14 protein-coding genes are annotated in these 18,931 nt (G+C 63.1%); 11 read left to right on the top strand and 3 right to left on the bottom strand.

Going from position 1 to position 18,931, the window contains the following annotated elements; genetic code table 11:
• Positions 1–88 precede the first annotated feature (88 nt).
• Positions 89–781, bottom strand: a complete 693-nt coding sequence (locus P0D71_RS01510) for a J domain-containing protein (protein ID WP_408478978.1) — start codon at positions 779–781, stop codon at positions 89–91.
• A gap of 459 nt (positions 782–1,240) precedes the next feature.
• Here P0D71_RS01510 and P0D71_RS01505 point away from each other — a divergent pair, with 459 nt between their 5' ends.
• From P0D71_RS01505 to pqqD, 9 genes are all read left to right on the top strand, one after another.
• On the top strand, positions 1,241–1,900 hold the full coding sequence (locus P0D71_RS01505) for an NADPH-dependent FMN reductase (RefSeq protein WP_091807666.1): 660 nt from the start codon (positions 1,241–1,243) through the stop codon (positions 1,898–1,900).
• Positions 1,901–2,256: 356 nt separating this feature from the next.
• A complete protein-coding gene (locus P0D71_RS01500; protein WP_091807664.1) occupies positions 2,257–2,472 on the top strand; it encodes a DUF6566 family protein in 216 nt (71 codons plus the stop codon).
• A gap of 128 nt (positions 2,473–2,600) precedes the next feature.
• Positions 2,601–3,515 (top strand): aminomethyltransferase, encoded by a 915-nt coding sequence (locus P0D71_RS01495; protein WP_091807662.1) that lies wholly within the window; start codon positions 2,601–2,603, stop codon positions 3,513–3,515.
• Between the two features lie 19 nt (positions 3,516–3,534).
• Positions 3,535–4,989: an indoleacetamide hydrolase gene (gene iaaH / locus P0D71_RS01490; protein ID WP_408478976.1), complete on the top strand. Its 1,455-nt coding sequence runs from the start codon at positions 3,535–3,537 to the stop codon at positions 4,987–4,989.
• Between the two features lie 49 nt (positions 4,990–5,038).
• Positions 5,039–5,827, top strand: a complete 789-nt coding sequence (locus P0D71_RS01485) for a CDP-diacylglycerol diphosphatase (RefSeq protein WP_408478974.1) — start codon at positions 5,039–5,041, stop codon at positions 5,825–5,827.
• A gap of 150 nt (positions 5,828–5,977) precedes the next feature.
• Positions 5,978–7,066, top strand: coding sequence for a fatty acid desaturase (locus P0D71_RS01480; protein ID WP_408478972.1), 1,089 nt, complete (start codon positions 5,978–5,980; stop codon positions 7,064–7,066).
• Positions 7,067–7,347: 281 nt separating this feature from the next.
• Positions 7,348–9,321 (top strand): sigma-54-dependent Fis family transcriptional regulator, encoded by a 1,974-nt coding sequence (locus tag P0D71_RS01475; protein WP_408478970.1) that lies wholly within the window; start codon positions 7,348–7,350, stop codon positions 9,319–9,321.
• A 263-nt stretch (positions 9,322–9,584) separates the two neighbouring features.
• Positions 9,585–9,659, top strand: a complete 75-nt coding sequence (gene pqqA / locus P0D71_RS01470; RefSeq protein WP_007178434.1) for a pyrroloquinoline quinone precursor peptide PqqA — start codon at positions 9,585–9,587, stop codon at positions 9,657–9,659.
• A gap of 130 nt (positions 9,660–9,789) precedes the next feature.
• Positions 9,790–10,071, top strand: coding sequence for a pyrroloquinoline quinone biosynthesis peptide chaperone PqqD (gene pqqD, locus P0D71_RS01465; RefSeq protein WP_091807652.1), 282 nt, complete (start codon positions 9,790–9,792; stop codon positions 10,069–10,071).
• A gap of 193 nt (positions 10,072–10,264) precedes the next feature.
• Here pqqD and P0D71_RS01460 read toward each other — a convergent pair whose 3' ends face one another.
• Positions 10,265–11,497, bottom strand: a complete 1,233-nt coding sequence (locus P0D71_RS01460) for a c-type cytochrome (protein ID WP_408352967.1) — start codon at positions 11,495–11,497, stop codon at positions 10,265–10,267.
• Between the two features lie 90 nt (positions 11,498–11,587).
• Positions 11,588–13,315 carry a methanol/ethanol family PQQ-dependent dehydrogenase gene (locus P0D71_RS01455; protein WP_408295480.1) on the bottom strand — a complete coding sequence of 576 codons (1,728 nt, stop codon included), beginning with the start codon at positions 13,313–13,315 and terminating at the stop codon, positions 11,588–11,590.
• A gap of 426 nt (positions 13,316–13,741) precedes the next feature.
• Between P0D71_RS01455 and adh the strand changes: the two genes are divergently transcribed.
• A complete protein-coding gene (gene adh, locus P0D71_RS01450) occupies positions 13,742–15,262 on the top strand; it encodes an aldehyde dehydrogenase (RefSeq protein ID WP_091807645.1) in 1,521 nt (506 codons plus the stop codon).
• Between the two features lie 332 nt (positions 15,263–15,594).
• A complete protein-coding gene (locus P0D71_RS01445) occupies positions 15,595–18,774 on the top strand; it encodes an EAL domain-containing protein (protein WP_408478968.1) in 3,180 nt (1,059 codons plus the stop codon).
• Positions 18,775–18,931 lie beyond the last annotated feature (157 nt).

Below are 18,931 nucleotides of genomic sequence, written 5' to 3'. Positions count from 1 at the left end.
TGGTCTAGCGGCCAAGGCGCTATTCCTCACATGGCTGCGATGCGAGGGCTCCTATATCGGCCCGAAACTCGGCCCGAAACGCGACAGGTTAAAACCGCAATCCATTGAGAAACTGAAACCACAAGCCTTCGAAGACACCAGCCGGATGAGCTTCGGCTGCGGGTTCCGCACGCTTGTCAGGAGCGGTGCGGTTGGCCTGCGCGGCTTGCGTCGCGCCGTCCTGTTTCGCAGACGTGGTTTCGGGCTGCGCGGAGACATCGGCAGTATCGGCAGCCTCGGGCGCATTGACCGTATCGGCCGCCGCGTTCGCTTTTGCCTTCGCAGCTTCACGGCGCGAGATCTGCAGCGCCGACACGCTATCCGCGATCTGCGCGGCTCGCCGCGCCTCGCAGCGACGCCCGAGCAGCACGCCGAACAGCACATCGCGGTTGTGGCCATCATCGGCGAAACGCATGGCTAGCGAGACCATCTCCGCATACGCGGCCTCTTCAGCGGCGCGCGCCGCCGCTTCGCGCTCGACGCGGGCCTGCTGCTGGCGAGCGCGTTGCGCTTCCCAGCCGCGCATCTGCTCGGCGTAGACCGAGTCGTACACCTTGCGTTGCGCGGCGTCGGAGAGGATCGCATACGCGTCCTTGATTTCCTGGAAGGTGGCGCGCGCAACTTCCTCGGCGCCGCCATTTCGGTCGGCATGCCACTTCATCGCGGCCTTCCGGTAGGCCCGCTTGATTTCTTCGTCCGTGGCGTGCGTGGGCACGCCGAGGGTGTCATAAAGGGTTGCCATTGCTTGCTCGACCTCGCGGTGATTCGCTTCGCGGACCATCGTAGCATGCAAAAAACGGCTTTATCGTGAAGCGGTCCGCGCGGGCGCTGCTCGCTCGCAGGATAAAAAAAGGCCCCGCCACTGGCGTGGCGAGGCCGAATCCCATGTCAAGAAGATGTCATGGAGGAGACGATTCGATCATAGCCGCCCGTTGTCGCGCGCCCAACCAATGCTTCGCCATATGCTTATCCGGCGCGGCCTCAAGTGCATTGCAGGGCGTGTTACATGCCCCCGCCGTGCCGGCGGCGGGCGCACCGCCACTGCGCCAACACGCCGCGCGGTTATATCGTTAGAACAAAAAGTCGCTTCGTGCCGCGCCCCGCGCTCATTAAGATGACACTTCAAAGTCCGGTTCGCCCCGGTCCGCTGCGCGCAGCCCCGCGCCGGCGCATCGTGAGCCGCTACCGAAGGAGCATTTCGTTGACCAGTTTCGATCATTCTCGCCGGCCGCTCGTCGTCGGCATTGGCGGCACGACGCGCGCCGCTTCGTCGACCGAGCGCGCACTCGGCTTCGCGTTGCGTGGCGCGCAAGCCGCCGGCGCGAACACCCGCCTGTTCGGCGGCACCTTCCTGCATAGCCTGCCTCACTATGCTCCGGAACAGCCCCACCGCACGGACGAGCAGCTCGAACTGATCGAGGCCGTGCGCCACGCGGACGCGCTGATCATCGCCACGCCCGGCTATCACGGCGGCGTATCCGGTCTCGTCAAGAACGCGCTCGACACGCTGGAAGAACTGCGCGCCGACGAACGCCCGTATCTGGACGGCCGCGCGGTCGGCTGTATCGTCACGGCTTACGGCTGGCAAGCCGCCGGCTCGGTGCTGACGTCGTTGCGCTCGATCGTTCACGCGTTGCGCGGCTGGCCCACGCCGTTCGGCGCCGGCATCAACACGCTGGAAACGCGCTTCGATACCGTCGACACCTGTTCCGACGCGAAGGTCGTCGATCAGCTCGCCACGGTCGGCCAGCAAGCCGCGCAATTCGCGCTGGCGTTCAACGCCCATCGCACGCCGGACGCCGCGCCGATCGGCAGCGCGCTCAAGGACACGCCGTCCGCACGCCTGCTGCACGCGGTTTGATTCCCTCGGTTTAACTCCCTCGGTTTAGTTCCCTTCTCTGCCTACCGTCTCACGACGCCGTGGATCCGCCCGGGCGGCCACGGGGGTCGTCGTCGTTCGTGCAAACCGTGCGGCACATAACAGACCCGCGATCCACAACGCCGGATAGTGTGCTCGAACACAGCGCATATGATCCGATCGGGGCTACTCCTAACCTGCCTGCTGATTTGCTAACGACGATTGATTGGTTCACCCGCTGCGCAGCGCGGCCTAGTCTTTGACCTGCCCGCTGATTTACCGGCCGCGTGACGCTACGGGTTGCGTCCGACGAGCCGGCCTTCTCGCAACGCACGCGGGGACACTGACTGTCAAAAATCATGAACGCACATATTCGCTACAAGGGTTATGAAGTTGCACCGGCCGCACAACAGCTTCCCAATGGCCTGTTCGCCGCCAACCTGACCATCGAGAAAACTTCCGCGAGCCACGCTCAGGCGTATTCATTCGACGCGCTCGATTACTTCTTCGACGAAGAGCACGCTCTTGCCTACGCATTCCGCTGGGGACGCATGTGGATCGATAACCACCAGTAACGCCTCTCGCTTCAAGCGCATCATGCGCGTCGGGAGCGGCGCCGCGAGGCGTGCGCCGCTCGACGTCGGAATTTGAAGGGTTGTGCCAGAATAGGCGACACATCGAGTTCGCCCTCTGTACGCCTGCCATGTCCGACACACTGACAGATGTTGCCGAAGACCGCACCCTGCGCCATTGGACCTTCCACGGCCCCGCCCGCGTGAAGATCGGTTCCGAGGCGCACAAGCAGATGTTTTGCCGCATGCTGCTTGAAACCCACAACCCCTATAAGCCGGCCGTGATCGACTGGCCGGCGTTGCCGCCGGATGCGCTCGAACGGCTGTGCGCGCTGCCGATCTGGGACATCGCGGTGCAGACCGAAGGCCGCGCGTCGATCGCCGTGCATACCTATGCCGCGCAATTGAGCGATCCCCTGCTGCGCGAAGCGATCACCATGGACGGCGACGAAGAAGCACGTCACAAGCACGTGCTCTCGAAGCTGATTGCCGCCTACGGGATCGAGATCGCACCCGAGCCACCCTATCCCGTCCCGCGCGACGCCGAGTGGGAATGGATGCGCACGGGCTATAGCGAGTGCATCGACAGTTTCTTTGCGTTCGGGCTGTTCCGCTCGGCGCAGCAGTCAGGCTTTTTCCCCGAGGCGCTGGTCGAGACTTTCGAGCCCGTGATTCAGGAAGAGGCGCGCCACATTCTGTTTTTCATCAACTGGGTGGCGTGGCATCGCCGCACCATGCCGCTGTGGCGCAGACCGTGGCACGCGTTGCGCGTAGCCGCGATCTGGGTGGTGCTGGTCTGGCAGCGTGTGGCGATCGCGAAAGGTATCGACGCTGAAGGCATGGCGCACGATTCGAATTTTCTTCCCGCGAGCAGCGGCGTGATCGGCGAAGCCATGAACGCGCGCGACCTGTTCGCGTTGTGCCTCGCGGAAAACGACCGGCGCATGAGCGGCTACGATGCAAGACTGTTGCGTCCCAAGCTGGTGCCGACGCTCGCGCGTCTCGCGCTGCGCTTCATGAAACCCTCGCGCCGGACACCGACATAAGACGAAGGAGACACCGGCCATGACATGGACCGTTGATGAACAACTCGCGCTGAGCGCCACGCAAGCCGTTGCCGCGATCCAGTCCGGCCGCCTGAAGGCCGCCGACTATGTGGCCACCCTGCTCGCGCGAGCGGCGGCGCTCTCGAGCCTCAACGCGCTCACCACGCTCGACCTCGACGGCGCGCTCGCCGCCGCGCGGCGCATCGACGCACTGCCCGCGGCCGACAAGGTGCGCTTGCCGCTCGCAGGCCTCGCCATTGTCGTGAAGGACAACATCAACACCGCCGGCTTGCAAACCTCGGCGGGCACCCCGGCGCTCGCGGGCTTCGTGCCGAAGTCCAATGCGCCCTCGGTGCAGCGGCTCATCGACGCGGGCGCGATCATACTAGGCAAAGCCAATATGCACGAACTGGCATTCGGCATTACGAGCACGAACCTCGCCTCGCACGCCGGGCCGGTGCGCAATCCCTACGATCCCACGCTGATTCCGGGCGGCTCGTCCGGCGGCACGGCGGCGGCGATTGCCGCGCGTATCGCGCCGGCGGGCCTCGGCACCGACACGGGCGGCTCGACCCGCATCCCCGCCGCGTTGACGGGCACCGTGGGGTTTCGTCCGTCGGTCGGCAACGGCGGCGCCGAGCGGCGCTATCACGATCCAGACGCCGTGGTGCCGATCAGCCATACGCGCGACACGGTGGGGCCGATGGCGCGCACCGTCGCCGATATCGCGCTGCTCGACGGTGTGATCACCGGCGCCGGCGCGTTGCCGGTCATCGCGCTGAACGGCTTGCGCATCGGCTTGCCCGCGCCGCTGTGGGAAGGGCTCGAGCGGCGTGTGGAGGACGTCGCGCGTGCCGCGTTGAAGAGGCTCGAAGCGGCGGGCGTGGTGTTCGTGCCCGTGGCAATGAGCGAGTTAAACGGTCTGAATGGCATGGTGGGCGGCCCGATTGCGATCCATGAGGCGCGCGACGACGTGCTCGCCTGGCTCGTCGCCAATGATGCGCCGGTCAGAACCGTCGTCGACATGGCGGCCCGCATTGCCAGCCCGGACGTGCGCGCGATCTACGACGGCGTACTCGCCGATGTCCTCGGCGAGCACTACGACGCGGCGCTGAATGACTGGCGGCCGCGCTTGCAGCAATACGTTGCCGCGACCTTCGCCGATGAACGCCTCGACGCGCTGCTGTTTCCGACCACGCGCCTCGCCGCCGTGCCGATCGACGACGTGAACGGCTCTTCGACGGTATCCATAGACGGATCGCCGCCGATCGACACGATGGACGCGTTCCTGCGCAACACCGATCCGGCCAGCACCTCGGGCATTCCGGGACTTTCGCTGCCGGCGGGCATGACGGCGGGCGGCCTGCCGGTTGGACTGGAACTGGATGGGCCACTCGGTGAGGACCGGCGCCTTCTTGCTATCGGCGTCGCCTTCGAGCAGATCCTCGGCTCGCTGCCGGCGCCGTTGCTCTGATACCGAAACAACCTCCGCGACAACTCTAAAAAACTTGACTCTACCGCCGATGAAAACACCAACGCCCGCACACCGCAGACGGGCCCGCTTGCGCTACGGTGCGCGGATCGTGGCCACGTTAGCCGTCGCGCTGGCTGCAAGCGCATGCGCGCGCCTCGCCACAATCGACTCGAATGCGCTGTGGAAAATTGTCGACCTGCGCTGTGTGCCGTCGCAACAGGCCACCGGCACGCCGGGCCAATGCACGGCAGTCGACCTGGACAAACGCTACGCTATCCTGAAGGATATTGTCGGACGGTCACAGTATCTATTTATTCCAACCGACCGCATCACCGGCATTGAAAGCCCACTCGTGCTCGCGCCGCACGCGCAGGACTACTGGGTCGACGCCTGGAACGCGCGGACCTACGTCGAGAAGTCGGTCAAGCGTGATCTGCCGGACAATCAACTCGGCCTCGAGATCAACTCGCAATACCGCCGCTCGCAAAACCAGCTGCATATTCATATCGATTGCATGCGCGGCGATATCAGTGAAGCGCTCGCACGGCACGCGAAAGATGCGCCTGACGAATGGCATTGGGATACGCTCGACGGCAACCGTTACCGCATCATGCGCGTGAGCGCGCTCACTCACGCTGACAATCCGTTTCACATCGTCGCGCGGGACAATCAGGGGGCCGGGACGATGGCCACGCAAACCATCCTCGTGACGGGTGCGGGGCCTTCCGCGGAAAAAGACGGCTGGCTGGTCGTGAACAGCGGGATCGATGTGGAGAACGGCAACGGCTCGGCCGAAGGCCTGCTCGATCACGCGTGCCGCGTGGCGGACGCCCGGTAAGCGCCTGACCAACGAGGCCAGGCGGGCCGCCGCGCGCAAGCTGGCGCCGCTATGCACGTTTTAGCAGATGCATTGCTGAACAAATTGGTTCTGGCAATGCTCGGGGGTCCGTAGGATCGGTCTGAACCTGCATTCCGACCGATCCCTTTCATGGCGATTTACCTCGACGACACGCAACGCAACACACTCGCCCGCCTCGCGACAAGCTGGACATGGCGCACGCAATGGCCGACCTGGGCGCTGATCGTGACGATCTATGGCGGATGGTTCAGCGTGGCGACACATGCGCGCGACCTCGGCTTACCGCTTACTACGCTCCTGCTGGCTGTGCTCGGCACATGGTACATGTCATTGCAGCATGAACTGCTGCACGGCCACCCCACGCGTTCGCCGTTCGTCAACGCGCTGCTCGGTTTCGCGCCGCTCGCCGTGTGCTTTCCGTATGGCATTTACCGCGATTCGCATCTTAAACATCACGACGATCCGCATCTCACGCATCCCGAGCGCGATCCCGAGAGTTACTTCGTCAGCGCTATCGCGTGGCGACGCGCGGGTTGGGCGATTCGCGCGCTGCTGACCTTCCGTAATACGTTTATCGGCCGCCTGCTGGTCGGGCCCGCGTTCGCCATCGCCGCGACCGGTGTCGATGCTCTCCGTCAGATCAGACGTGGTGAATGGCGCGATGTGCCGGTGTGGCTTGCGCACTTCGCCGCACTCGCCGCGCTCACCGCCTGGCTGCAACATGTTTGCGCGGTCCCGGCGTGGGTCTTTATTGTCGGTGTGGGATATGGATCGCTGTCGCTGGGTTCGGTCCGCTCGTTCCAGGAACATCGTACGGCGCACGCGCACGAGCATCGCACCGTCGTCAACGAAGCGGCGTGGTTCTGGCGTCTGCTGTTTCTGAACAATAACTATCACGCAGTACACCATGACCTTCCCCAAGTGCCCTGGTTTGCGCTTCGGAAAGTGTATGAAACGTCCCGCCAGCAATACATCGATCGCTCGGGAGGCTTTCTGGTGCGCGGGTATGGTGAATGGTTCAGACGTTATGCATTCGCTCCGATCGCTCATCCCGTTCACGATGTCACGTCTCTCCCCGTCCATGGCAATCCGCCTGCTTTCACCCCTTCCTCGGCTCGATTGCGGGAAAATTTCATGTCCGTTGCCCGCCTCGCGGAACGCCATGAAACTCACGCACACGCAACGGCTAAGCGCCAGGCCACACACCGGTCCCTATAAGCGCCGCAAGTGCGGCTCAATGTATTGAGTCGCCCGGATCGCTTCCCCGAGGACATGGTTTGAGTCAGATCAAACCCGCTACGGGTTTCGGCACGAACATACACACTGACCGCGGGTATCCAGACGACGTGTTCCGTTGACGCTCAATTCAGCGGCCCCATCAAGGCGATGGCAGGAACAACCGCCGACTCCGCGAAACACTTCACTGGCATATGACTTGCTTGTTGAAGTACCCGCACGACCCCGGCAAAACGAACGGGGCTGACCAGCAGGAGGAGACAATGCGCGATGAGGTCTATCACGCTGTAGCGCCAATGACGGCCCATGAGCCCGGCTGGCTCACACCGTCGATTCAGAAATCCCACGAACGCTCCGAAACTTTCGGCTTGAGCGCGCTGATGCGGCCGGACTACGACGTCCTGCCCGCGGCCGAGCTTTCGTTGAAGCTGGAACAAAGCCGTGTGCTCTGCGCACATGCCACGCCGGTGATGGAAACGCTGCATGAGCAGATCGTCAACACGCAGAGCATGATCGTGCTGACCGACGCCGAAGGCCTGATTCTTCATTCGATCGGCGACGACGACTTTCTGCGGCGCGCCGAGAAAGTCGCGCTGCGCCCGGGCGCCAACTGGGCCGAGGACCGCCAAGGCACGAACGCAATCGGCACGGCGCTCGCCGAGCGATGCCCAACCGCCATCCACGGCGAGCAGCACTATCTGGCGGCCAATCGCTTTCTCACCTGCTCCAGTGTGCCGATCCTCGATCCATACGGCGACCTGATCGGCGTGCTCGATGTCACCGGCGACTATCGCAGCTATCACCAGCACACCATGGCGCTGGCGAAAATGTCCGTGCAGATGATCGAGAATCATCTGTTTACGAGCACCTTTCGCGAAACCTTGCAAATCGCCTTTCACGGCCGCCCTGAATTTCTCGGCACCTTGATGGAAGGCATCGCCGCATTCACCTGCGACGGCCGTTTCCTGTCCGCCAATCGCAGTGCGCAATTCCAGTTGGGCATGCCGCTCGCGGGCTTGCGCGCGCATACGCTGTCGTCGTTATTCGGTCTCACGAGCGCGCAACTACTCGATCACCGGCGAGTCAGCCGGGACCGGCATTTATCGCTGAACCTGCACACTGGCGCGGTGGTCTGCGCGCACGTCGAATTCCGCCGCGACACTCGCACCGAGGCGAGCTCGCTGCCGCAGGAAACCCGCGAGACGCGCACGGCCCAGCGCGCGGAAGCGGCGACGCCAGCCGCGGGTGCGTTGTCGAGACTCAGCTACCTCGACACGGGCGACCCCCAGATCACGGCAGTCATCGGCAAAATCCGCAAGGTGATCGGCAAGGACATACCGATCCTGATCACCGGTGAGACCGGAACCGGCAAGGAACTGCTCGCGCAGGCGATTCACAACGACTCGCCGCGGCGCTCCGGCGCGTTCGTCGCGGTCAACTGCGCGTCGATACCGGAAACGCTGATCGAGTCCGAGTTGTTCGGCTACGAGGAAGGCGCGTTCACAGGCGCGCGGCGCAAAGGCGCCGTCGGCAAACTGCTGCAAGCCAATGGCGGCACGCTGTTCCTCGACGAAATCGGCGACATGCCTTATCCGTTGCAGGTGCGCTTGCTGCGCGTGCTGCAGGAACGGCTTGTCAATCCGCTTGGCTCGTCGAAGTCGATACCGGTCGATATCGCCGTCATCTGCGCGACCCACCGTGACCTGCGTGAGATGATTGCGCAGAACCGGTTTCGCGAGGATTTGTACTACCGCCTGAACGGCATGGTGGTCAAACTGCCGCCGCTGCGCGAGCGCACGGATCTGTCCGCCGTCATCCAGAAGATGCTGCAATGCGCGTCTGCCGAAAGCGCAGAAGGGCAGCGCCTGAGCGTTGCCCCGGACGTGATGGCGCTGTTCGAGCAATGCGCATGGCCGGGCAATTTCAGGCAGTTGGGCAATCTTCTGCGCACGGCGGCGGCCATGGTCGATGCGGACGGCCAGATTCGCCGCGAGCATTTGCCAGACGATTTCTTCGACGGCTTGCGCACGGCTACCGCGCCGGGCACAGCCAGCACAGAGGCCTTACCGCTGCCAAGCGGACGTCTTGAAGACGTCGCCACCAGCGTCATTGCCCAAGCCGTGGCACAACATGGCGGCAATGTGTCGGCGGCCGCTCGCGCGCTCGGCATCTCGCGCAACACGATTTATAGAAAGCTGCCGTTGCAGGGTTTGAGCGACTCGGAAAACGCGGCCTGACTCGTAGGTGTCACAACTGCTCCAATTTGCAACAGTGCTGTAACTGAAATGAACAGGTGTTCCGCGCCCGGTCCGAGCGCGGAACACGCGACGTCACAGCACACATCGATTATTTTTTTGTCCATTCGACATGCTAATCATTCGGCGCATCCTTCACAGCTTCCAACTTGGCTCTATTCTCCCGGCACAGACTTTGCGTTAATCGACACGGCCGCTTCACCTATGCGGTTCTTCAATCACATGTTTTATTCAAGGAGACAGTCATGCAATGGACCACCCCCGCCTATTCCGATCTGCGTTTCGGTTTTGAAATCACGATGTATATCGCCAATCGGTAAAGCAACGATAAAACGCCGCACGCCGCTCGCTTTATGTGAGCGAGCGTGACGGCGCACGGAACATGGCCCATGAAGACTAGGATTGCCGGCTCGGGCTGATGCTCGAAGAGATCTTAAAGGCGTAACCCGTATGAATGCCCCGCACCACGACCATTACGCCAGCCTTCGGCCCTGTTTGCGCACGAAGTTCCGCCTGCAATGGGAAGGCGTTCGGGATACCTACGTGCTGCTCTCTCCAGATGGCACCGTGAATCTCAATCCGAGCGCGGGGGAAATTCTCGTGCGCTGCGACGGGACACGCGAACTGGACGACATTATCGGTGAACTGGAAGATCTGTTCAGAGCGTCCGACCTCGCTGCCGACGTGTACCGTTTCATCGACCATGCGCGGCAACGCGGCTGGCTGGACTGACACGGCTGCGCTGATCGACGCTCCGCTGCCTGTTCGCAGCAGGGACACGTCATGCGTCAGGGGTAATGGATAAAGTGACGGTTACAAGGAAGGCGGCCCAGCGCTCCCCGTGAATGACGGGAAGACTGCCGGGCCGTCGTCGTTGCATGGCGGCCGACGCAGTGAAGAAACTCAGTGAAGAAAGATACCGGGCCTATTGCGATGTGCGCGCGTTGAGCGGCGTGGTCGATGCCTTGGCGCTATCGTCGGTGAGTTTGGTGCTGCTCGCGCTATAGCCATTCGAATACAGCAGGAAAGCCATGATGTCCGCATAATCCTGCGGCTTCATCTTGCCTGGGCGGTCAGCCGGCATATTGTTCGCCATGTATCCGTACACCCCGCCGATCGTCAGCTTCGCATTGGCAGCCGGTGCAAAAGCCGGCCCGCGCAATGCGGGTGCATTGAGTCCCTGCAGATCCGGACCGTGGCATTTCGCACACGAACTCGAGTAAAGCGTCTTGCCGTGCGCGACCTGCGTGCGGTCGAAACTCGGCGCATCGGCGGCTGCGCTCGCATCGACCTTGAGAAACCGACCTTGCTGCGAACCTTGCCCGGATGCCAAAGTCATACGCCACACCGCGCCGCCACGGCCTGGGCCATCGCGATAGGCAAACGCCGGCGCGGCAGAACTGCTCGCCTGAGCCGCTTCGGGGAGAGTCCAGTGGCGGGACAATGCCGCGAGCCGGCCGTCCGATGCCATCTTTTCGAGCGCCGCGTCGATTCGCGGCTGTAACCCCGCGCCGTTCTTCCCGAACGCGAACACCAACTGCCAGTCGGCATACTGCGAGGCGGCATTGACAATCCGGAAGTGCCGCTCAGGATGTTTGATCGTGTAAGCCACCACCGCCGGATACCAGACGATCGCTCGCTGCGCATGCCCGCTCGCCACGGCGTCGACCGTCAGCTCCGCTGTGTTCTCCAGGTCGAGTTTCACGTTCGGCTGCTGCACGGCAATCAGTTGCGCGGGGCTCGCATAAGTTGCCGCAACCACCTCGGCTCCGCCGGCGGGCGTGGACGATTCTCGCGTGGTGATGCTGACGTAGCCGGAGCGCAGATAACCGCGCGAGAAGGTCAGTTTGCTGCCGGAACCATCTGCCACTGTCGAACGCGGAAAGCCGGCTATCACATCGCATTTTCTCGCCAGTGCGGCGTTTAGCTCCTTCAGCGAGACGCCGTCGTCGTCGCCACTGTCGAATCCTCCGGGAGAGAGCGACAGCGCGATACCGGCCGTGCGAAACGCTTCGCGCGCGACCGCTTCGTCGAGCGCGGTCGAGGGACTGCCGGGAAACGTGCACACGCGCACACCTGCGCTGGCGAGTCCCGGTGCCAGTGCGCCGGTCGCCAGCAAGACACCGGCAACGGCGAACCTATTGAGTCGAGTCTTCATGATCCTGTTTCCAGAAAAGGCCTGACCGTCACGACCGGGCGACTGTGTCCATGCGGACGCGGCCGGCTTGTCGTGACAGCCATGTGGACATCAGCCGTGGTTGAGCGCGAACACATACAACGTGCCGCCGCGTGGAACCTTCTCCGCCGCCTTCGCCATCGGGCCGCCCCAGATCGGATTCGCGCCCCCGTAGCCCGCGAGAATGGCGACATACTCCTTGCCGTCGGCCTCGAACACCGAAGGTTGAGCGACGATTCCGCTTGCCAGCTTCGGGCTCTGCCACAACACCTTGCCGGTCGTCACATCGAATGCGTACAGGTGGCCGTCGAGCGAGCCGCTAAACGCAAGACCACCGGCCGTGGTCGCCACGCCGCCGTTCCACGGCATCTTGCTCCAGTGGCTCCAGATTTTCTTGCCCGTGTCGACATTGATCGCCTGCAGCTCGCCATAACCCTTGCTGCCGGGCTCCGGTTTGATTTCGAAGCCTTCGCCGAGGTACGGCAAGCCTTCCATGTAGTTCACCGATTTGCCCGACAGCGACATGCATGCGTGCAAAGCCGGGACGACTGCAATGTGCTTGTCCGGATCGTACGAAACCGACCACCAGTTCTTGCCGCCGAGGAAGCTCGGGCAGGTCTCGATCGTCGTGCCGGCCTTCGGGTACTTCGACGCGTCCTGAATCGGCGCGCCGTCCGCCGAATAGCCCGTTACCGAAGTCGCCGTCACGAACGGCTTCGCATAGATCAGCTTGCCTGTGCCGCGGTCGATCGCATGGAAGAAACCATTGCGGTCCGCGTGAATGATCGCGTCGTACTCCTTGTCCTGATATTTGATCGTCGCCAGCACCGGCGTATTCACGCCGTCGTAGTCCCATGTGTCATGCTTGGTGTACTGGTAATGCCATTTGAGATCGCCGTTCTTCGGATCGAGTGCGAGGAGCGAATCGGAGTAAAGGTTGTCGCCCGGACGCAGATCGGCCAGCCACGGGCCTGGGTTGCCCACGCCCCAGTAGAGCGTCTTCGACGCGGCGTCGTAAGTGCCCGTCAGCCAGGCCGGCGCGCCGCCATGCTCCTGCATGCCGTTCGGCCACGTATCTCCACCCTTCTCGCCAGCCGCGGGCACCGTAAAGCGCTTCCACAGCACATTGCCGTCGTCCGGATTCAACGCCGCGATAAAGCCGCGTGCGCCGTATTCGCCGCCGGCGCTGCCCACCACCAATGCGCCGTCGAGCGCGAGCGGCGCCAGCGAGAATGCATAGCCGAGCCCCGGCTCGAACATCTGCTTGCGCCACGCAACCGCGCCAGTCTGCGCGTCGAGTGCGACCACGTCACCGCTCAGCATCGCGACGTAGACGTTCTTGCCATACAGGGCCACGCCGCGATTGATCACGTCGCAACATGCCGTCTTGAACGACTCCGCACCGAGCTTCGGTTCGAACTTCCACAATTGCTTGCCGGTTACCGCGTCGAATGCATAGACGTTGTCCTTCGGCGTGGTCACGAAGAGAAAGCGTCCGTTGACGATCGGCGTGGCTTCGAATCCCTGCTGCAGGTCCGCCGGAAACTTGTAGCTCCAGACCTGTTTGAGGTTCTTCACGTTCGCAGTGTCGATCTGTTTGAGCGGCGAGTGCGCCTGGCCGTTATAGGTGCGGTAGTACGTGAGCCAGCCGGGATCGCTCTGCGCAGCGGTCAATCGCTCATAGGTGACGGCCGGGTAGTCGCCGGCGGCCATCGCCGATCCGAATAACAGACTGACGGCGGTCGCCACGCTCATTGCAAGCGCCGTGGGCCGCGTCGCCGAAGCTAAACGTGCTTTCATCCTTGTCTCCTGTTGAGTTGTCGACGCGAGGCCGTGCGGCGGCGCCATCGTCTAGTGAACGCAGACTGGCTGCGGGCCATTCAAGGCAAGTCGCGTGCCATTGACGGCAAGTGCGCCTCGGGCCGCGATAGTCGATGAAAGCGCGCCGCAATCGCGTGAAAGAGCGGCTCTTCATGCGTGCCGGCAGTGTTGCGGCGTGGCACATTCGAACGCACATGTGTTGCTAAAAATGACAGTTGCCCGACCGATGAAGCAAAGCGCGCGCGAATGAACCGCGCTCGTCGCTATGCATGCCGCACACTCAGGTCCAATGGCACGCTTCTCGCTGAATGCTCCTCACGATGAAGAGCCGCGGTGATGCGCACACGTCACGCCAAAGCGCGCTTTCTCCGTCGGCATTCAGACAATCATTTGGAGGAGTCAGGCATGAATCACGCAGATATGCAGTTTCTCGATGTCGAATTTCCGTATGCGCGGCAATACGCCAATTTCATCGGCGGCGAGTGGGTCCCTCCGGTGCGTGGCGAGTACTTCGACAATGTGTCGCCGATCACCGGCGAACCCTTTACGTCGATTCCCCGTTCGACGGAAGAAGATATCGAACTCGCTCTGGATGCGGCTCACCGCGCCCGCAAGGCCTGGGCCGATACGTCGCCCGCCTTGCGCGCGAACATCCTGAACCGCATTGCGGACCGCATGGAGCAGAACCTCTCGCGCATCGCATTCGCCGAATCGATCGACAACGGCAAACCAATCCGCGAAACGCTCGCCGCCGACATCCCGCTCGCGATCGATCATTTCCGCTATTTCGCCGGTTGCATTCGCGCACAGGAGGGGACGCTCTCCGAGATCGACGCGGATACCGTGGCCTATCATTTTCATGAGCCACTGGGTGTGGTCGGTCAGATCATTCCGTGGAATTTCCCGATCCTGATGGCCGTGTGGAAAGTCGCGCCGGCGCTCGCCGCGGGAAACTGCATCGTGCTCAAGCCTGCCGAGCAAACACCTGCGTCCATTCTCGTACTGGTCGAACTGATTCAGGACTTGCTGCCGCCGGGTGTGCTGAATGTGGTCAACGGTTTCGGCCTCGAAGCGGGCAAGCCGCTGGCATCGAGCAAGCGCATCGCCAAGATTGCGTTTACCGGAGAGACTTCGACCGGCCGCCTCATCATGCAGTACGCGAGCCAGAACATCATTCCCGTCACGCTCGAACTTGGCGGCAAAAGCCCGAACATTTTCTTCGCCGACGTGATCGATCGTGACGACGGGTTTTTCGACAAGGCTCTCGAAGGCTTCGCGATGTTCGCGCTGAATCAGGGTGAAGTGTGCACGTGTCCGTCACGCGTATTGATCGAAGAAAAGATTTACGACCGCTTCATGGAACGCGCGCTGAAACGCGTCGCCGCCATCACGCAAGGGCATCCGCTCGACACCAGAACGATGATCGGTGCGCAGGCCTCGCAGGAACAGTTGGAGAAGATTCTTTCGTATGTCGATCTGGGCAAACAGGAGGGCGCCGAATGCCTGATCGGCGGTGAGCGCAATGCGCTTGGCGGCGAATTGAGCAAAGGCTACTACGTCAAGCCGACCGTGTTCCGCGGCCACAACAAGATGCGCATCTTCCAGGAAGAGATTTTCGGACCGGTAGTCTCGGTCACGACGTTCAGGAACGAAGAAGAGGCGCTCGAAATTGCCAACGACTCGCTCTACGGCCTCGGCGCCGGCGTGTGGACGCGCGACGGCACACGTGCCTATCGCTTCGGCAGGCAGATTCAGGCGGGCCGCGTGTGGACCAACTGCTACCACGCCTATCCGGCGCATGCGGCGTTCGGCGGCTACAAGCAGTCCGGCATTGGCCGCGAAACGCACAAGATGATGCTCGACCACTATCAGCAAACGAAGAACCTGCTCGTGAGCTATAGCGACAAGCCGTTGGGCTTCTTCTAACGCACGAAGATCTGGAGTGGCGTGGAGCCGCTCCAGATACCTGGCTAGCGTAAGCCTCGAGCTGCCCGGCTTAACTTCCGCTCATGCAGCAATCCGGTGAGCAAGTGCCGCCGGAACTCGAAATCCGCACCGTGATGCAGCGTTTCCGGCACCGTAATGGTGAGTTTTAAGCGAAGACTAAAGAAGTTCTCCAACCGGTCGATACCATGATCAGGGGGTTTTTCCGCCTTCGGACCTGACCCGGGTCCGGCGCTCCCCGCATGGAGAAACGCAGTGAAACGTCTGGCTTATGGCGCACGCGGTGAAAGCTTCGCGGTCGAGCGGCAGCGCCTATGAAACGCAATCTGTTCTTCCGGTTTCTCGCGCGCCTTCGCGTCGGCCGTAAGCTGCTGCTGATCTATCTGCTCGACCTGAGCGCGGTGCTGTACATCAGCGGCATTCTGATCCACGAGAAATACATCGCGATCGACTTCTCCGACAAGGAGCTGGTCGGCAACGCCTACGTCGCGGCCGTACACGACGCGCTCATCGACTTCGCGCTCGCGGGGGCCGGGCAGCCGCGAACGGCGGCCCAGTTGAAACGCACGGCGGACGGGCTTGCCGACGCGGAGCGCCGTTATGGCGCGAACATGCAAAGCGCGGAACTCAATGCGCGTGTGCTCGCGGCGCTGACGGCCAGCGCCGCGCCGCATGCGGGCGCCGCGACAGTGGACGTCGGCCTCGAAGCGACACGCGAGCTGGTCACACGCGTCGGCAACCAGTCGAACCTGATTCTGGACCCGGACCTCGACAGCTACTACTCGATGTCGCTGTCGATCCTGCGCTATCCGGAGCTGCTCGGCGACGTCAACCGGATGGGCCGCCACCTGCACGACGCCGGCGCGCGTCTTCACGCTGCACGGATGAGCCACGACGAGATGCGGACCCGCTACCTCGTACTGGAAGGCCAGCTCGATGCGGTATTGCAGGGACTGCGTTCTGACTATGCGGAGGCCGCGGCCACGAACGGCACGCTGACCACGACGATCGGCCCGCCCCTCACGCGCATGCTCGCCGCGATCGACGCGTATCGGCATGTGGCCGGCGCCGCCGTCGATGCCGGCTCGGATGACGCCACACTCGCCGCGCTCGATGCCGCCCAGCAGCGCGTGGTGATGAGCGTGAGCGACGCATGGAGCGCGACCGGCAATCAGCTCGAACGACTGCTGCACGAGCGCGTGCGCGGCCTATTTGAGCGCATGTGGCTGCATCTCGGCACAGCGCTTTTCCTGCTGTGCGCGATCCTGAGCATGGTGTATTTCGTCGCCCAGCAGATTTCGCGGCCACTGCGCCAGCTCGCGCGCGTGATGGACACGGTGCGACGCACGGGCGACCATTCGCTGCGCGCCCGCTGGCATAGCCAGGACGAAATCGGCCAGCTGGTGCGCGGTTTCAACGACATGCTCGCGCAACTCGATCGCGAGCGCGACGTGCAGAAGGAACTCGCGGCGACCGCACGCGCGTCGGCCGCCCAGTACGCGCTCGTCGAGGCGACCCCGGTGCCGATGGTCGTCACGTCGATCCCGGGGCACGAGGTGTTGCACGCTAACAAGCCCGCGCTTTACTGGCTGAACGGCTGTACGGTCGACCCGTGGGCCGTCGGCCTCGACTCGGAGGTGCGCGCGCGTTTTTTCCAGCAACTCTCCGACCGCGAGGCGGTGGACGAATTCGAGGTGCACTGGAAAGCCGCCAAAGAGTCCACATGGGCCATGCTGTCGGCGCGGCGCCTCGACTTCCAGGGGCGCGACGCCGTGCTGACCGCCTTCACGCCGATCAACCAGATCAAACTGATGGAGCAGCGCCTGGAATTGTGGGGCAAGGTGTTCGAGGCGTCCTCGGAAGCGATCCTTATTCTCGATGCGCAACGGCGGCTCGTGACCGCCAACGCGTCGTTCTATCGAGCAACGGGATATCGCGCCGACGACGTGACAGGCAAGGAGCCCGCGTTCCTCTTCGCCTCGCAGGAACATGACGACATTCTCCCGGCCGTGATCGATTCCGTCGACCGCCTGAGCGCATGGCACGGTGAAGCACACGTGCGCCGGCGCGCGGGCAGTGACTATCCGGCGTGGCTGATGGTGAGCGCGGTGCGCGACCGGCGCGCGAACCTGTCGCACTACATCTGCACGCTGATCGATATCACCGACCGCAAGAAGAGCGAGGCGCGCATCCAGTTCCTCGCTGAGCACGACGTGCTGACGGAGCTGCCGAACCGCGAGCTGTTCGTGAAACGCCTCGGCGTGGTGCTCGGCAACGCGCGGCGCACCGGGCAGCGCGTCGCGGTGTTGTTCATCGATCTCGACCGCTTCAAGAACATTAACGATTCACTGGGTCATCACATTGGCGACAGTCTGCTGCGCTCGGTCTCGCGACGCCTGTTGCAAGCCGTGCGCAGCAACGACACAGTGAGCCGGCTCGGCGGCGATGAGTTCACGGTGATCCTGAACGGCGTCAGCAACGCGGCGGACGTGACGCGTACGATCGAGGATCGTCTGCTGCCGCTCGTGCGCCAGCCGCACGAGGTCGGCGGCGTCACGCTGCAGGTGTCGTGCAGCGTCGGCGTGGCGCTGTTCCCGGACGACGGCGAGGACATCGAAACGCTGATGCAGAACGCCGACGCCGCGATGTACCAGGCGAAGGGTGCGGGGCGCAATCTCGTGAAGTTCTTCGCGCCCGACATTGCCGAACGCACGCGCTACCGGCTGACGCTCGAAGCCTGCCTGCGCACCGCCATCGCGATGCACGAGTTCCGGCTCGAGTACCAGCCGTGCGTCGATGCGCACACGGGCGAACTGCTAGCAGTCGAAGGGCTGCTGCGTTGGAACAGCCCGCAAATCGGCATCGTGTCGCCCGCGCAATTCATTCCGGTCGCGGAAGACACGCGGCTCATCATTCCGATCGGCGCGTGGGTGATCGACGAAGCCTGCCGGCAGATCGCCGAGTGGGACGCGCAAGGCCTGATGCCGCTACGCGTGTCGATCAACCTGTCGGCCATCCAGTTGCGCGATTCGGACCTGATCGGCACGCTCGCGGACAGTCTCGCGCGGCATGGCGTCGAGCCGTCGCGGCTAGAACTCGAGATCACCGAGACCGTGTTGATGGACAACGCGGAAAACTATCTCGCCATGATCAACGCGATCCGCGCGCTCGGAGTCAAACTCGCGCTCGACGATTTCGGCATCGGCTATTCGAGCCTCAGCTATCTGAACCGCTTTCCGCTCGATCGGCTCAAGATCGATCGCGCGTTCGTGCTCGACATGCTCGATGCCCGCGCGGACCTTGCCATCGTCCGCACGATCATCGAACTCGGCCATGAATTGGGTCTGCGGGTGGTCGCCGAGGGTGTCGAGAGCGAGCATCAGGCGCGCATTCTTCGTACGATCGGTTGTGACGAACTGCAGGGCTTTCTGTTTTCGAAGTCGTTGTCACCGGCCGATTTGTGGTCCTGGACCCATGCGCGCATGGTGGCTTGAGCGGCGCGTCCTGTCGCGGTCGTACGGGTGTTCCCGCAGTAACTCGGGCGCTTGAGGGCCACCGGCGAAGCCGCCGCTCGCCGGAGCGGATAAAGTCGCGGCCATTTCACGGCAAATGCCGGTTTTCCCACATACCGCAAGCTTACGACTTGTCATC

This window comes from Paraburkholderia sp. RL17-383-BIF-A, from assembly GCF_046028015.1.
Lineage (GTDB): Bacteria > Pseudomonadota > Gammaproteobacteria > Burkholderiales > Burkholderiaceae > Paraburkholderia.
Note: the sequence above shows the minus strand (reverse complement) of the source record. Positions and strands in the feature narration are given on the sequence as shown.

Coding starts and splice junctions, on each gene's coding strand:
- P0D71_RS01510 (WP_408478978.1), bottom strand. CDS start 781: ATGGCAACCCTTTATGACACCCTCGGCGTGCCCACGCACGCCACGGAC.
- P0D71_RS01500 (WP_091807664.1), top strand. CDS start 2,257: ATGAACGCACATATTCGCTACAAGGGTTATGAAGTTGCACCGGCCGCA.
- P0D71_RS01495 (WP_091807662.1), top strand. CDS start 2,601: ATGTCCGACACACTGACAGATGTTGCCGAAGACCGCACCCTGCGCCAT.
- iaaH (WP_408478976.1), top strand. CDS start 3,535: ATGACATGGACCGTTGATGAACAACTCGCGCTGAGCGCCACGCAAGCC.
- P0D71_RS01485 (WP_408478974.1), top strand. CDS start 5,039: ATGAAAACACCAACGCCCGCACACCGCAGACGGGCCCGCTTGCGCTAC.
- P0D71_RS01480 (WP_408478972.1), top strand. CDS start 5,978: ATGGCGATTTACCTCGACGACACGCAACGCAACACACTCGCCCGCCTC.
- P0D71_RS01475 (WP_408478970.1), top strand. CDS start 7,348: ATGCGCGATGAGGTCTATCACGCTGTAGCGCCAATGACGGCCCATGAG.
- pqqD (WP_091807652.1), top strand. CDS start 9,790: ATGAATGCCCCGCACCACGACCATTACGCCAGCCTTCGGCCCTGTTTG.
- P0D71_RS01460 (WP_408352967.1), bottom strand. CDS start 11,497: ATGAAGACTCGACTCAATAGGTTCGCCGTTGCCGGTGTCTTGCTGGCG.
- P0D71_RS01455 (WP_408295480.1), bottom strand. CDS start 13,315: ATGAAAGCACGTTTAGCTTCGGCGACGCGGCCCACGGCGCTTGCAATG.
- adh (WP_091807645.1), top strand. CDS start 13,742: ATGAATCACGCAGATATGCAGTTTCTCGATGTCGAATTTCCGTATGCG.
- P0D71_RS01445 (WP_408478968.1), top strand. CDS start 15,595: ATGAAACGCAATCTGTTCTTCCGGTTTCTCGCGCGCCTTCGCGTCGGC.